Annotated in this window: 12 protein-coding genes; 6 read left to right on the forward strand and 6 right to left on the reverse strand. The window is 64.8% G+C overall.

Features of this window, described 5'->3' with window-relative positions:
• Positions 1-16: 16 nt before the first annotated feature.
• The 5 genes from ndk to JJJ16_RS04475 form a co-directional block, all read right to left on the reverse strand.
• On the reverse strand, positions 17-487 hold the full coding sequence (ndk, locus tag JJJ16_RS04455) for a nucleoside-diphosphate kinase (RefSeq protein ID WP_003792595.1): 471 nt from the start codon (positions 485-487) through the stop codon (positions 17-19).
• On the reverse strand, positions 484-1,242 hold the full coding sequence (dhaM, locus tag JJJ16_RS04460; RefSeq protein ID WP_219751529.1) for a dihydroxyacetone kinase phosphoryl donor subunit DhaM: 759 nt from the start codon (positions 1,240-1,242) through the stop codon (positions 484-486). Before dhaM ends, ndk begins: the two co-directional genes overlap by 4 nt.
• The gene (gene dhaL / locus JJJ16_RS04465) at positions 1,239-1,880 is read right to left on the reverse strand and encodes a dihydroxyacetone kinase subunit DhaL (protein WP_219751530.1); all 642 of its coding nucleotides are present in this window, start codon (positions 1,878-1,880) and stop codon (positions 1,239-1,241) included. Before dhaL ends, dhaM begins: the two co-directional genes overlap by 4 nt.
• A 28-nt stretch (positions 1,881-1,908) precedes the next feature.
• Positions 1,909-2,901, reverse strand: a complete 993-nt coding sequence (gene dhaK / locus JJJ16_RS04470) for a dihydroxyacetone kinase subunit DhaK (RefSeq protein ID WP_219751531.1) — start codon at positions 2,899-2,901, stop codon at positions 1,909-1,911.
• A gap of 119 nt (positions 2,902-3,020) precedes the next feature.
• Complete coding sequence (locus JJJ16_RS04475; RefSeq protein WP_219751532.1) at positions 3,021-4,691, reverse strand: bifunctional folylpolyglutamate synthase/dihydrofolate synthase; 1,671 nt, start codon at positions 4,689-4,691, stop codon at positions 3,021-3,023.
• 232 nt (positions 4,692-4,923) lie between these two features.
• Here JJJ16_RS04475 and JJJ16_RS04480 point away from each other — a divergent pair, with 232 nt between their 5' ends.
• From JJJ16_RS04480 to JJJ16_RS10185, 6 genes are all read left to right on the forward strand, one after another.
• The gene (locus JJJ16_RS04480; protein WP_413243683.1) at positions 4,924-5,298 is read left to right on the forward strand and encodes a 50S ribosomal protein L7/L12; all 375 of its coding nucleotides are present in this window, start codon (positions 4,924-4,926) and stop codon (positions 5,296-5,298) included.
• A gap of 322 nt (positions 5,299-5,620) precedes the next feature.
• Complete coding sequence (locus JJJ16_RS04485; protein ID WP_219751534.1) at positions 5,621-6,031, forward strand: hypothetical protein; 411 nt, start codon at positions 5,621-5,623, stop codon at positions 6,029-6,031.
• Between the two features lie 43 nt (positions 6,032-6,074).
• Positions 6,075-6,860, forward strand: coding sequence for a hypothetical protein (locus JJJ16_RS04490; RefSeq protein ID WP_219751535.1), 786 nt, complete (start codon positions 6,075-6,077; stop codon positions 6,858-6,860).
• On the forward strand, positions 6,851-7,561 hold the full coding sequence (locus JJJ16_RS04495) for a hypothetical protein (protein WP_219751536.1): 711 nt from the start codon (positions 6,851-6,853) through the stop codon (positions 7,559-7,561). The genes JJJ16_RS04490 and JJJ16_RS04495 overlap by 10 nt, the downstream gene beginning before the upstream one ends.
• Entirely contained in the window at positions 7,503-8,078 is a 576-nt protein-coding gene (locus JJJ16_RS04500) for a hypothetical protein (protein WP_225904990.1), read from the forward strand. Before JJJ16_RS04495 ends, JJJ16_RS04500 begins: the two co-directional genes overlap by 59 nt.
• Before the next feature lie 290 nt (positions 8,079-8,368).
• Positions 8,369-11,182, forward strand: coding sequence for a DNA methyltransferase (locus JJJ16_RS10185; RefSeq protein ID WP_225904991.1), 2,814 nt, complete (start codon positions 8,369-8,371; stop codon positions 11,180-11,182).
• Positions 11,183-11,267: 85 nt separating this feature from the next.
• Here JJJ16_RS10185 and ileS read toward each other — a convergent pair whose 3' ends face one another.
• Complete coding sequence (gene ileS, locus JJJ16_RS04510; RefSeq protein WP_219751537.1) at positions 11,268-14,543, reverse strand: isoleucine--tRNA ligase; 3,276 nt, start codon at positions 14,541-14,543, stop codon at positions 11,268-11,270.
• Positions 14,544-14,629: the final 86 nt, after the last annotated feature.

Consider the following 14,629-nt stretch of genomic DNA (forward strand, 5'->3'; position numbering starts at 1 on the left):
GCAGGTTAGCCGTGTCTCAGTAAATCTCCGGGAACCACAGGGAGATTTCGCGCGTTGCGTTGTCCACAGAGTCCGAGCCGTGGATCAGGTTCTCCATGTGGGGGCTGTTCCACGCGCGACCCAGGTCTCCGCGGATCGTGCCCGCGGGGGCCGTCGTCGGGTCGGTCGAGCCCATGAGGACGCGCATGCCTTCGACGACGCGCTGGCCTTCGACGATGATGGCGACGACGGGGCCGGAGCTCATGAACTCCAGGAGGCCCTCGAAGAAGGGCTTGTCCTTGTGGTCGGCGTAGTGCTCGGCGAGCAGCTCGCGGGAGGCGATCATGAGCTTGAGGCCCTTGATCGTGTAGCCCTTGGCCTCGATGCGGCGCAGGATTTCACCGGTCAGGCCGCGGGCGTAGCCGTCGGGCTTCACGACGATGAGGGTGTGCTCCAGGGTGGGGTCGAGAAGGTGCTGAGGCTCCAGCAGAACACTCTTAGCGCTCACATTGTCTCCTTTGATGATGAGGGTTGCTCAGTTGCGCTTTCCAGCATATCTGTCAGGGCCGCGACCGCCGCTGTGGCGTCTGCCCCATTGGCTTCGATGTGGACGCTCTGACCTTGGGTGATGCCCAGCGCCATGAGTTCCAGGACCGACCCGCCGTCCGCCCCGTTCACGGTGACCTCGGCGTCGAAGGTGCCCGCCAGGCGCACGAAGGCGGCGGCGGGTCGCGCGTGCAGGCCGACGGGGTCTGCAACGACCGCGTCCCCCTGCGCCCACGTCGACGAGGCCGGGGCCCCTCCCTCTCCCCCGCTGGGCTTCGCGGGAGCGGAGCTGGGTGCCTCCTGGGCGGGCACGTCGTCCACGCGGGGGGCCAGGGCGGCTGCGACGTCGGCGACCTGGTCGAGGTCTTCGCCGAGCTGGGCCCGCACGGAGGAGGCGACGGCTCCTTCGACGAGGCAGGTATCGACAAAGCGCACGCGCTCGGGCTCGTCGCTCATGTCGATGACGGATTCGACGGTCATCGTGGCCGAGCCGAGGTCGGTCAGCACGATGACGCCACTTCCCTCACCGTCCACGGCAGCAAGGGCGGCCTCGAGGGCGGTCTCCACGAGGTCGTAGGACGTGCCGATACGGCCGTCGTCCGTGCCCCCGGCGGCCTCGAAGTGCACGTCGGGGGCCATCTGGGCGGCCAGCTCGCAGACTCCGGTGGCCAGGGAGGCCGAGTGGGAGACGATAACGAAAGAGACGCGCACTCTCATGCCGTGCCGGCCTCGCCCGCTGCGCGCACGGCTGCACGCAGGATGAGGGAGGTGGAAACCGCGCCCGGATCGAGGTGCCCGATGGAGCGTTCTCCCAGGTAGGAGGCGCGTCCCTTCGTGGCCCGCATGGGTTCCGTGGCGGCGGCTCCGGCCTCAGCGGCGGTGGCGGCGGCCTCGAGAACGGCGTAAGGATCGCTACCGGCCTCGGCGGCCGCGCGGGCGGCCTCGAGGGCCGGAGTCCACGCGTCCACCATGGTCTTTTCGCCCGTGGTGGCCTTGCCTCGCGCCTGGATTCCTTCGAGCGCGCCCGCGATCACCGCAGCGACGCCCGTGCCGTCGAGTTCACCGTCACCGGCGGCCTTCGATGCACGCAGGAACGCCGTCCCGTACAGGGGCCCGGCGGCGCCGCCGACCGTGGACATGAGGGTCTTGGCAACCGTCTTGAGGACCTCAGCGACGCTGCCCGGCTGGGCCTGTCCCAGGGCCTCGACGGCGGCCTTGAATCCGCGGTCCATGTTCTCGCCGTGGTCGCCATCCCCGATGGCTCGGTCCAGGTCCACCAGGTAGTCGCGCTGCTCAGCGACGTCCGCCGCCGCCAGCTCGATCCACCGCAGTGCCCACGCTGCATCTAGGCTCATCGTGATTCTCCTTGTCCTGCTTCGCTGCTTACTTCCAAGCGACCGTGTTCACGGGCGCGTCGAAGAGCTCGAGGAGCTCGTCGTCGGCGCGCATGAGGGTCACGGAGACGCCGGGCATCTCCAGGCTGGTGACGTAGTTGCCGACCATCTGGCGAGCGATCTCGATGCCGTCCTTCTTCAGCAGGGCGGCGAGGGCGCGGAAGCAGATGTAGAGCTCGGAGACGGGGGTGCCGCCCATGCCGTTGACGAGGGCCACGACGCTCTCGCCTTCGGTGAGGCCCAGGTCTTCGCGCACGCGCTCGTAGAGCTCGGCGACGAGGCTGTCAGCGGTCTCCATGGCACCGCGGCGGTATCCGGGCTCGCCGTGGATGCCGATGCCCAGCTCGATCTCGTCCTCGCCCAGGTCGAAGGAGGGCTTGCCGGCGTGGGGCACGGTGCAGGGGCCCAGGGCCAGGCCCATGGAGCGGGTCTGGTCGTTGACCTTGGTGGCGATACGGGTGACTTCCTCGAGGGAGTCGCCGCGCTCGGCGGCAGCGCCCGCGATCTTCTCCACGAAGATAGTGCCGGCGACGCCGCGACGCCCCGCCGTGTAGAGGGAATCCTCGACGGCCACGTCATCATTAACGACGACCGACGAGACCTTGATGTCCTCCATGTCGGCCAGCTCGGCGGCGGTCTCAAAGTTGAGGACGTCGCCCGTGTAGTTCTTGACGATGTGCAGGACGCCCGCACCGTGGTCGGCGGCCTTCGTGGCCTCCAGGATCGGGTCGGGGGTGGGCGAGGTGAAGACCGCGCCGGGCACGGCCGCATCCAGCATGCCTTCGCCGACGAAGCCCGCGTGCAGGGGCTCGTGTCCGGATCCACCACCGGAGACGAGGCCGACCTTGCCCTCAGCCTTGGGGACGTGACGGGTCACGAAGTCGGGCGAGTAATGGACATCGACGAGGTCAGGGTGGGCCAGGGCGAAACCTTCGAGGGTTTCGCGGACGACGGCGTGGACGTCATTGACGAGCTTCTTCATGATGCCTCCTTGCACATTGCTCATCTGTACTTGTATGCGTGATCAATCGTGCCACCTTTGAGCACGAAATCCCAACCGTGGCGGCCGCCACGATGCGGCCGCTCTGGTTGGGTTCCATCCTAGCGGGGGCTGTGACCGGCGAGGGCCAGCATTTCCCCGGCCAGCATGACCGAGCCAAACACGAGAACTCCGCTGCGATCCGCAGGCTCGGCCCCGGCCTCGGCGATCTCGGCTGCACGATCGACCGCGTCGGCCAGTGACTCACGCACGTCTACCCGGTCAGGACCGAAGACCTCCTCGGCGATCTCGGCCAGACGCGCGATGTCAGCCGCGCGCTCGCCCGGCATCTGCGTGACGACGAGGTGATCGATGAAGGGCTCGACCTCGGACAGAACGCCTTCGACGTCCTTGTCCCCCATCGCCGCGTACACGCCCGCGATGCGCGCGAACCCAAAGGAGGATTCCACAGCCTCGCGCAGGGTGGCCGCACCCGCAGGGTTGTGCGCGGCGTCCACGATGATCGTGGGCGAATGACGCACGACCTGCATGCGTCCCGGGCTGGAGGCGTTCATGAGGCCCTGCTCGACGATGCGGCCGTCCAGGCCGCGCCCGCCCATGAAGGCCTCAACGGCGACGAGGGCCGCCGCCGCGTTGTGCGCCTGATACTGGCCGAACAGCGGGACGAACACGTCCTCGTAGACCGCGGAAGGCGTGCGGATCGTGACCATCTGGCCGCCGACGCCCATCTGACGATCCACGACCTCGAAGTCGCGGCCCTCGACACGGGCGATCGCGTCGACGGAGCGCGCCTGCTCGAGGAGGATGTCGAGGACTTCCTCCTCCTGAGCCATGATGACGACAACCTGGCCGGGCTTGATGATGCCGGCCTTTTCGCGCGCGATTTCCTCGATCGTGGAGCCGAGCCACTTCGTGTGGTCCAGGGCGATCGGCGTGATGACGGAGACGCCCGCGTCAATAACGTTCGTGGCGTCCCAGCGCCCGCCCATGCCGACCTCGACGACAGCGGCGTCGACCGGGTAGTCGGCGAAGGCCGCGTACGCCATGATCGTGAACACCTCGAAGAAGGACAGGCGCGGGCCACCCTCTTCCTGGCTGCGCTCGTCGACCATGCCGACGTAGGGGGCGATGTCCTCCCATGCGCGCACGAAGCCCTCGCGCGTGATCGGGTGGCCCTCCAGGGAGATGCGTTCGCGCACGTCGAGCAGGTGCGGGCTCGTGAAGCGGCCCGTCTTCATGCCGAAAGCCGTGAGGAGCGAGTCGATCATGCGCGACGTGGACGTCTTGCCGTTGGTGCCCGTGATGTGGATCGACGGGTAGGAGTTCTGCGGGTCGCCCAGGATGTCCAAGGCGAGCTTGACGCGGTCGAGCGTGGGATCGATGTCGTGCTCGGGTGCGCGCGCGACGATGGACTGGTAGATCTCCTGCACACGGGCATCCAGGGCGACGTCCTCCTCGGCCTTCGCCAGCGCGGCCTCGTGGGAGGCGCGCTCGTCGCGTGCCTCGGCGGCGTCATCCGCGAAGTCCTCATCCACCTCGCCCTCGATCTCGGCGAGGACGGAGGGGTCTGGGCCCAGCAGCAGCGAGTGCTCGACGAGTGCGCGCAGCGCCGCCTCGCGTTCGCTCTCCTCAGCCTGAGGGTCGGTGCCCTCCCCCGCCTCGGTGTCCTCGACCTCGTCGGCCGCTTCCAGGTACGGGATCAGGTCGGCCGGGATGCCGCCCTGCTGGTCCTCGTGGGTGGGGTCTTGCCCGAAGAACGATTCGCCTGCCATGTTTCCTCCGCTACTCGCAGTGTCTTCGCTATTTTACCGGGCCGGGCGCGGCGGGCGGCTTGTTCTGCCGGTCACGGCGCGTTGTCGTGCACAGTCCGCGCGTCGTCATCGACGAGGCCGGGGCGGGGTACCCCCGAACCCCCACATTCGCCGCAGCGAGCTCGTCGTCACCGCGCTGGCGCAGACAAATAGAATGAAAGCCTTCACGATGATCCATTTCAGGAGGCAACACGTGGGTAAGTGGTTTGGTCAGGCATCCGAAATCGAGGAGCTGCGCGCCGAGAACCAGCGACTCAAGGAACAGGTTGCGACCCTCGAGGCGCGACTGCGCACCGCCTACGCGGACGCCGGGGTCACGGCACTCGCCGGATCGTCCTTCCCCTCTTCCGAGGCAGCAGTCCCGCAGGCTTCAGGTCCCGCCTTTCCAGCCGGTGCAGCCAACCCGGCCACGGCCTCGTTCCCGGAGCTGAACGCAGCCGAACTCCAGATGATCGCCGAGGGCAGGACGCTCAACGCCGTCAAGGCCTACCGGGACCGCACTGGCGTCGGCCTGAAAACCGCGAAGGCGGCAATCGACGCCGCCCGCAGAGGGTCGGCAAATAGGTGACCATTTCCCCGGTGACGCTCACTCACGCGGATAGGTTGCGCACTTCCGGATAGGTTGCGCACTTCCGGATAGGTTACGCGGATACGGATAGGTTATTAACCTATCCAGATGCTCATAACCTATCCAGATGCTCATAACCTATCCGCGTGAGGGCATCCGCCGGCTGCGCGGCGTTATGCGCGCCTTCCTCTCATCGATGACGACGCAGCCGGGGCTGGTCGCACCGCATGTTCCCCTCGATGTTTCCCTTGCGATCAGCCAGCCACCCGCTCTGATAGGATGCCGACCACACAGACATCCTCAATGACGCGAAGGATTCCCGATGCTGCTGGCAGGTCTCACCGAAGAACCGGGCTGGATCCGATCCAGCTTCAACCTCACGTACCGCGTGCCGTGGGAGAAACTGATCCAGGGCGTGCGTGGGGTCTACCCCTACATCGAGGACGCCGAGGTGCAGGTCGACGGCGAGCCCCTCCACTTCTCCACTCCCGAGGATCTGCTGGCCATTCCCGAGGCTTCCAGCATCATGATCCGAGGCATGTCGCCCATCCTCAAGGCACCGATCATGCTGACCTTCTTCAACCAGAAGCCGTTTATCAACGTCGCGATCGGCCGGGTCAACGAGGAATTCCAGACCACCGACTACGAGAAGTTCAACAAGTCGATGTGCCAGTTCATGGACTCCATCGAGATCATGATGCACGTCCCGCCGGCCACGCTGCCCAAGGGCTAAGACCCCCCACGCACACAACCCAGGAAGCGAGAGGAACACTGGCATGTACCTGGAAGGGCATCACGAGGACGGCGGCTGGCTCCTGTCCACCTTTACCCTCACGAACCGCGTCTCGTGGGAGATGATGCTTCAGGCGGTCTACGCCGCCTTTGAGTATTTTGCGGACATCACGATCTTCGTGGACGATCACTCCATCAAGCTCGAGTCGCGCGCCGACGTGCTCTCCATCCCCGAGGCTGGCAACATCGGGATCGGCGGCGAGTCCGTGGTCGTCAAAGAACCAATGCTCATCATCTTCTACAACCAGGTGCACTTCATCAACCTGCGCATTCGGTGCGGCAACGACGACCTGCGCGACCTCGACTACGAGGGTTTCAACAAGATCGTGTGCCCGATCGTCGACGCTATCGAGCTGGCGATGTACCAGGAGCCCGTGCCCGCGCCCGTCAAGGAAAGAACCTCCGAGGATACCGACGACGCCGAAGAAGAGAAGGCCTCCGAGGAGACCGGAGGAAGCGCGGCGAGCACCGCCGACGAGAGCGAGCAGACCGTCGGCACCGGCGACGGCGAGCAGGTGGAGGACAGCGGCGACAGCGAGCCCGAGGATGAAACCGCGGAAAGCGCTCAGGAGGATAAAGCGGCCGAGGCCTCGACCGCCGAACCCCCAATCCCCCCGCCGCCGGCCGCCGAGCCGCAGGACAGCGCGACTGCCTCCGACGCCCCCGCGCCGGGCTCCGAACCGCCGATTCCCCTCCCGCCGGCCGAGGCCTCGGCCCCACCAATCCCTGCGCCGACACCGACAAAGAGGAGCGAGTTCCGATGCAACTAGAGACTCCTTCGCCCGATGAAGCTCGGCGCACCGTCTACCAGACGGAGATCTTTCCCTCCCGCGCGCCTGGCCCCGGCGACGTGCTGCCCAACGCGGCGCAGGGCCTCGGAGAGCGTTACCGGTGCGGAGCTGACGTAACCGGCGCCATGGAACTCCAGATGGCCAAAGGAACCGACCCGTACATTCGGTCGACGGCCGACTGGATGCGCTCGCGTTTCTCGCAGCCAGGGACGATCTGTCCGGCATGGCGCGATGACCGCGACCACGGTGAAGTCCCCGGAACCAACCGCTACTTCCGCGATAAAGACGAGTTCATCGAGGCCTTCGACATCGACGGCCTGGACCATATCGGGCACGTCGGGGCGCGCAACCTGACGCCCATCATCAAGGGCCTGATCTTCCCCTCGGAGTTCCGCTCGGGTCCACCCGCCAACTACAACGAGCTGTACCGCCAGTTCCGCTTCACTGATAACCCGTTGCCCGAGGACGTCGCCATCGAAATCTGCCTGCTCGACAAAGACATGGGTTCCCACGGGCAAATCCCGCAGGTGCGCATCATCGAGAAGGTCTTCATCGGCGGCTGGGCGCCCATGACGATCGACGAGCTCATCACGCAGAACATCATCGAAGGAGTCTCCGAGCATGTTGGAGAAATTGGAAGAATTAATTGGCAAGATCTGTTCGGATACTTCCGTCGCTAAAACCGACTTTCAAGACGGATACGGGTACGGGTATTCGTTCTCGAACTACAACACCGATTTCTTCACCGCCTGGGAGATGTCGGGCTACTACCGCTTTAGCTGGTCCGAACGCCATCCGAGCAGACGGTTCACCATGGATACACGTAGCGAGACGTTGGCCAGCTACGTGCTGATCACCCAGGTCGGTGCGCTGCGTCGCGCACGGATGCGCCAGCGCCCCATCGTGATCCCGGGTGAGGCTCCCTCATCGGAACAGTGGACGATCACGGACACGCGGTGGCCGCGGGTCAAGCGATACACGAGCGTCGCCGACCCGACGATGGTCGTCGAGTCGGTGAATAGCCTCGAGCTGCGTCAGACGCTCTTCGCCACGCAGTTCCCACTGGAGGACTACCTCGAGTCCTTCATGGACCCGGACGCGAATCCCGTTCTCTCCCCGTATCTTTCCTCTGTCGAGCCGCACCTGGAGCGCCTGCACCATGCGGGTGTGAAGCTGCCGACCGACGACTCATACTAGGAATGAGCTGGAGGCTCCTCCTCCATACGCGGCGAGCAACGACGCACGTCAGGAGGGCACACCCCTGAGACGTCCTGGCAATACGCTGCACGCTCAGCATGTCTAAATGGCTCTGACGTGCTCAAACAAGAGACATCGCGCGCGTTTCAACGTAATCCGGTTGAGATTTCAGGAGCGACAATTTCCGCTCGCGTCGGATACCTACGGACTGTCAAGCCTAGATATACTGAGCAAGCAACCGGCCTCGAGCCCCGCTCGCGCCCACTTCCGTCGACAACCAGGAGTCGCCCGTGCCCGCAACGCTCTCGATTAACGCCATCCGCGAAAGGTGCGTGAAGTTCGCTTACGACTGGAGCGATTGTGTGGGGGATGAGAAGCAGGACGGTCACGAGTTCATGCGCGAACTCATGAAGTGTTTCGGCATCACCAAGCGCAAAGCGATTTCCTACGAGAGGCGCTCGAACCGCGCATCGACGGGGCGCCAGGGATACATTGACGCGCTCATCCCCGGCAAGGCACTCATCGAGATGAAGTCCGCGGGGAAGGACCTCGATAGGGCTGAGGAGCAGGCTCTCGATTACATCCACGACCTCGCTGACGTCGAGACTCCACGTCTCCTCATCATCAGCGACTTCCGCCGCATTCGGATCGTCGATCTCGACAGTGAGATAGCAACTGACGGTTCTGGAGATGCCGGGCGCACGGAGTTTCGACTCGCCCAGCTTCCCGATCACGTCGACGACCTGAAGTTCCTCGCCGGATACGGAATGGTTCAGGTCGGTTCGCGCGAGCAGGAGGAGGCCTCGATTCGGGCCGCCCGCGTCATGGCCGACCTCTACGAGGCCCTGGACGGGTCGGGTTACAGCGATCACGAGGCCTCCATCTTCCTCATCCGTACGCTCTTTTGCCTCTATGGAGACGACGCCGGCCTGTGGGAACGCGACCTGTTCACGGAGTTTCTCGAGACCCGAACTCGCGAGGACGGCAGCGACCTCGGCGCGCAGCTCGCAGTCCTCTACCAGACGCTGAAAACACCCATGGAGCGTCGTCAGTCGACCCTCGACGAGCTGACCGCGCGTTTCCCGTACGTCAACGGCGGGATCTTCGAGGAGCAGCTCAACATCCCCAGCTTCTCCTCCACGATGCGTGACGAGCTCATGCGCGCGTGCGCCTTCGACTGGTCGGGCATCAGCCCAGCAGTCTTCGGTTCCCTCTTCCAGGCCGTCAAGTCCCCCGAGGCACGCCGCGAGCTCGGCGAACACTACACGAGCGAAACAAACATCCTGAAGACCCTTGGCCCGCTCTTCCTCGACGACCTGCGTGAACGCTTCGCAGAACACACGCACGATCTCGCCAAGCTCAAGGAGCTCCGTCAGGAGCTCAGAGACCTACGGATCATGGATCCCGCCTGCGGCTGCGGCAATTTCTTGGTCGTTGCCTATCGAGAGTTGCGCCACCTAGACACGGAGATCCTCAAACGCATCCGCGAACTGGAGCTCGCCCGCAAGGATAACGACGAGTTCCAGGCCACGATCTTCTTCGATGACCAGGGAGAAAGCGCCGACATCACTGTCCAGCTAGACCACTTCTTCGGCATCGAGATCGAGGAATGGCCGGCCCGCATCGCCCAGACGGCCCTGCACCTGGCCCATCATCAGGCGAACCGCGAGATGGAGCGGCTTCTCGGCCAGGCTCCCTCGATCCTTCCTCTCAAGGCGTCCGCCCACATCACGATCGGCAACGCGCTGCGCACGGAGTGGACGCAGGTGTGTCCGCCCTCCCCGTACGTCAGGATCGTCGGCAATCCACCCTTCATCGGCCAGTACATGCGATCCGAGGAGCAGACCGATGACCTGCGCTTCGTGTGGGGCGATGGCTACGACGGCTACCTCGACTACGTGACCGGATGGTTCATCAAGGCATCCCGCTTCTTCCAATCCGTCCCGAACGGCGGCCGCTTCGCTTTCGTCTCGACGAACTCGATCGCACAAGGAGTGCCTGTCGTTGCTCTCTTCCGTCCTCTCCTCGAAGGCAGCTGGAGGATCCGTTTCGCGCACCAGACTTTCGCATGGACGTCCGAGGCGCCGGGGGCCGCCGCCGTCCACTGCGTCATCACAGGCTTCGACCGGGGTGCCCCTCATGAGAAAGCTCCCGCACTGCTCTTTACCTATTCTTCTCCCAAGTCGCAGCCTGCGGTCGCTCCTGTCGAACATATCAGCCCATATTTGATCGAAGGAGCGAACATTTTTATCGAGGCGCGGACAAGACCTCTTTCCCCTATTCTTCCCGAGGTACGTTTCGGATCAAAACCGGCGGACGGAGGCAATCTCATCGTTGAAATGGAGGATTATCGAGAATTCCTTGAAGATCCAATCGCGTCCAAGTACTTACGACCTTTTAGCAATGCTCGCGAGCTACTCCATGGCTTAAATCGCTGGTGTTTGTGGATGGCAGGATCCAATTTTGATTCGAGAGATATCCAACGAAGCCTTCTGCTAAAGGAACGTGTTAGCGCTTGCAAAGAGTTCAGACTAAATTCGAGGAAGAAGGCAACCAACGAGAGCGCAAAGACTGCTCACCTCTTCCAAGAAAACCACCAGCCAACCGTTCCTTTTGTTGCTATCCCGCGCGTCATATCAGAATCACGACATTTCTACACCGTTGCACACCTTGACGAAGAGACAATTGCGAGCGACGCGCTCTTTACCGCACTCGACCCCGACGGTTTCCTTTTTGCCATCATTAGCTCCTCGATGTTCATTACGTGGCAGCGCGCTGTCGGCGGACACATGAAGTCGGATCTGCGCTTTTCCAACAAGATCGTGTGGAACACCCTCCCACTGCCCGAAGTATCCGACAAGCTTCGCACCGAAATCATCGCGGCTGGCCAGGGGGTCCTGGACGCTCGCGCCGAGCAGCCGGGAGCGAGCCTGGCCGACATGTACAACCCGCTGGCGATGGCACCGAGCCTGCTCAAGGCCCACCGCGTCCTCGATCGCGCGGTCGACCGCGCCTTCGGCGCGAAGAAGCCCTTGGAGACCAACGAGGAACGCCTCGCGCTCCTCTTCAAGCGCTACCAGGAGATGACGGCGACAGACAGCTGATCGCACGTTTTCAACCGAGGTACCTGCGGACAGAGAAACGGGCGGGCCGCGCTTTCGCGCAGCCCGCCCGCCTCAGTAACAGCACTCAGTGCTTGGCGACGCTCACTGCGAGCTTGTCGCCGGCCTCGACTTCAAGCGACAGAGCGAGGGTCTCGGCGGCGATCATGTCGCGCCAGGTCTCCACGTCGGCCACGTGATCGGAGGGCACCGTCAGCGACAGGTCGATGCGGTCCGCGATGTGCAGGCCGGCATTCTTACGCTCGTCCTGAACGGCGCGCACGACGTCGCGGGCGTAGCCCTCGGCCTCGAGCTCGGGAGTCAGCTCCGTATCGAGCACGACGAAGGTGCCCGACGCCAGAACGTCCGCGACCTGGCCCTCGGCGGCGTCCACGGAGGTGGACACGGAGAACATGTCGCCCGTGAGCACCAGCGGCGCCCCATCCAGCTCGACGGAGGCGAAACGGCACTCGCCGTCCACGACCTCCCACTCACCGGACTTCTGAGCCTTGAACAGCTGGCTCGTCAGCTTACGCACGGCCGGATCGAAGGCGCGCGGGTTCAGCGCCAGCTCGGTGCGGACGCTCAAGCCAGAGTCCTCAGGCGCAGAGAACACCACGGACTTCACGTTCACCTCGGAGGCGATCAGGTCCGCGAAGGGCTCCAGCGCAGCGAAGTTCTCCGACACGACCAGCAGGGAGGCCAGCGGCTGGCGCACGCGCAGCTGATGCGTCTTGCGCAGCGCGTGGGCTGCCGACACGATCGAACGAACCTCATCCATGGCGGCGACCAGCTCGGGGGCGTCCACGGCCTCGTCAATGACAGGGAAGTCAACGAGGTGCACAGACTCGCCGCCCGTCAGGCCGCGCCAGATCTCCTCGCTCAGCAGCGGCAGCAGGGGCGCCGCCAGCTCCATGAGCGTCACGAGAGCCGTGTACAGCGTGTCGAACGCGGCGCCATCCTCGTCCCAGAAGCGCTGACGCTGGGTACGCACGTACCAGTTCGTCAGAACATCCAGGTAGTCGCGGATCGCCTCGCACGCGCCGGCAACGTCGTAGCCGTCGAGCGCGCCACGCACATCCTCGGCGAGGGTACGGGTGTGGGCCAGCAGGTAGCGGTCCATCTGCGCCAGCGCGGCCACGGCCTCGGGCGAGGACAGATCGATACGCTTCGCCTCGTAGCCCTCGCCCTTGTTGCAGGCGCCCGCGTACAGCGTGAAGAAGTAGTACGTGTTCCAGATGGGCAGCAGCACCTGACGAACGGTGTCGCGGATCGACTCCTCCTTGACGATCAGGTTACCGCCGCGCACGACCGGGCTCGACATGAGGAACCAACGCATGGCGTCGGAGCCGTACTTGTTGAACACCTCGGCCACGTCCGGGTAGTTACGCAGCGACTTACTCATCTTCAGGCCGTCGTCACCCAGGACGATGCCGTGGGAGACGCAGGAGCGGAACGCGGGGCGATCGAAGAGCGCGGTCGCCAGGACGTGCAGCGTGTAGAACCAGCCACGCGTCTGACCGATGTACTCGACGATGAAGTCGCCCGGGTAGTGGTTCTCGAACCACTCCTGGTTCTCGAAGGGGTAGTGCACCTGCGCGAAGGGCATCGAGCCGGACTCGAACCAGCAGTCGAACACGTCGGAGATACGACGCATCGTCGACTTGCCCGTCGGGTCGTCCGGGTTCGGGCGCGTGAGCTGATCAATGAAGGGACGGTGGAAGTCCGTGACCTTCACGCCGAAGTCGGCCTCGAGCTCAGCGATGGAGCCATAGACGTCGGTGCGCGGGTAGGCCGGATCGTCCGAGACCCACACGGGGATCGGCGCACCCCAGAAGCGGTTACGCGAAATCGACCAGTCGCGGGCGCCCTCCAGCCACTTGCCGAAGATGCCGTCCTTGGTGTGCGCGGGGGTCCAGGTGATCTCCTGGTTGAGCTCCACCATGCGGTCGCGGATCTCGGTCACGCGGACGAACCACGAGGACACAGCCTTGTACATGAGGGGCTTGCGGCAGCGCCAGCAGTGCGGGTAGGAGTGCACGTAGGACTTCTCGCGCACCAGCACGGCGCGGATCTCGGGGGCGCGGCGCGCGATCGGGCCACCCTGCTCGCGCAGGTCGGCGACCACGTAGCGGTTCGCGTCGAAGATCTGCATGCCCTCGTAGTCGCTCACCTCGGAGGTGAAGACGCCACCCTCGTCGACGGGCAGGACCACGCCGATGCCGTACTCCATGCACGTCCACATGTCGTCCTCACCGAAGGCGGGGGCCTGGTGGACGAGGCCGGTGCCGTCCGTGGTCGTCACGTAGTCGGCGGCGATGATCGACCAGCCGTTGGGGCCGGGGGCGCCACCCTCAGCGCGGCGCTCGGGGGTGTCGAAGTAGTCGTAGATCGGGTGGTAGTGGGTGCCCACCAGCTCCGAGCCCTTGTAGGTGGTCACGACGGTGGGTTCCTCGCCCAACTCCTTGGCGTAGGCGCTCACCAGGTCGGTGGCGATGAGGACGCGCTCGCCCGCGAGGACACCCTCGTGGTCGGCAGCCACCTCAACGAGGGAGTATTCGATCTCCGGGCCCACGGCGACGGCCGAGTTCGAGGGCAGGGTCCAGGGCGTGGTCGTCCAGATGAGGGCCAGCTCGGGGCGCGCCGAGTCCTCGCGCAGCTTCTGTTCGAGACGCAGGCCCACCGTCACCGTGTTGTCGGTGCGGTCCTGGTACACGTCGTCGTCCATCTTGAGCTCATGGTTGCTCAGGGGCGTGCGGTCGTTCCAGCAGTAGGGCAGGACGCGGTGGCCCTGGTAGGCCAGGCCCTTGTCGTAGAGCTGCTTGAATGCCCAGATCACGGACTCGGTGTAGGGCATGTCGAGCGTCTTGTAGTCGTGTTCGAAGTCCACCCAGCGGGCCTGGCGGGTGACGTACTCTTCCCATTCCTTCGTGTAGCGCAGGACGGAGGAGCGGCAGGCTGCGTTGAACGCCTCGATGCCGATGCCACCTTCGCGGGTGATCTCGGTGACGTCCTCGATGCCGAGCTGGCGCTGGGCCTCGAGCTCGGCGGGCAGGCCGTGCGTGTCCCAGCCGAAGCGGCGCTCGACGCGGTGGCCCTTCATGGTCTGGTAGCGGCCCACAACGTCCTTGACGTAGCCGGTCAGCAGGTGACCGTAGTGGGGCAGGCCATTGGCGAAAGGCGGGCCATCGTAGAACACGAACTCGTTGGAGCCATTCTCGCCGGCATCGCGCATCTCAATGGACTTGCGGAAGGTGTCGTTGCTGGCCCAGAACGCCAGGGTGCCCTCTTCCATCGTGGGGAAGGAAGGGCTGGGGTCCACCTCTTCTTGCCGGTGGCGGGGGTAGAAGCCGTGCTTCGTCATGAGTGTCCTCGTCTCGCGCCTATACAGGGACGAGGACCGGCGTCGCCGGCACCCGCGGTACCACCCCGCTTGCCGCTCCCTCATGG

The sequence above is a fragment of the Schaalia sp. ORNL0103 genome, from assembly GCF_019429565.1.
Taxonomy (GTDB): Bacteria; Actinomycetota; Actinomycetes; order Actinomycetales; family Actinomycetaceae; genus Pauljensenia.